This window comes from Bradyrhizobium sp. MV1.5, assembly GCF_055807615.1.
Map to the genome: position 1 here is coordinate 1 of NZ_JBVVPL010000140.1, position 235 is coordinate 235.

The following is a 235-nucleotide window of genomic DNA, read 5'->3' on the forward strand; positions in this document are numbered from 1 at the left end:
CGAGATCGACCTCACCGGCAACGCCGTTCTGAGCGGCGGCGTCCTGAACAACAATGCGGCCTTCAAGGTCAGCGGCACCGGCAACGCGCTGGACCATGAGACGATCACGAATACGAGCACCGGTACGATCGAAGTGCTGGCGAACGGCGCGCTGACGATCGACCAGGGCTCGACGGTTGCGAATGCCGGCAACGTCACGGTCGATGCCAACGGCAAGCTGACGGTCAATGGCGCC

The 235-nt window shown here is 63.8% G+C and carries 1 protein-coding gene; it reads left to right on the forward strand.

The features are described 5' to 3' along the window. Positions 1-235 (forward strand): hypothetical protein (locus AC0L2J_RS34835; protein WP_473395987.1); only part of this gene is annotated, 235 nt, incomplete at both ends.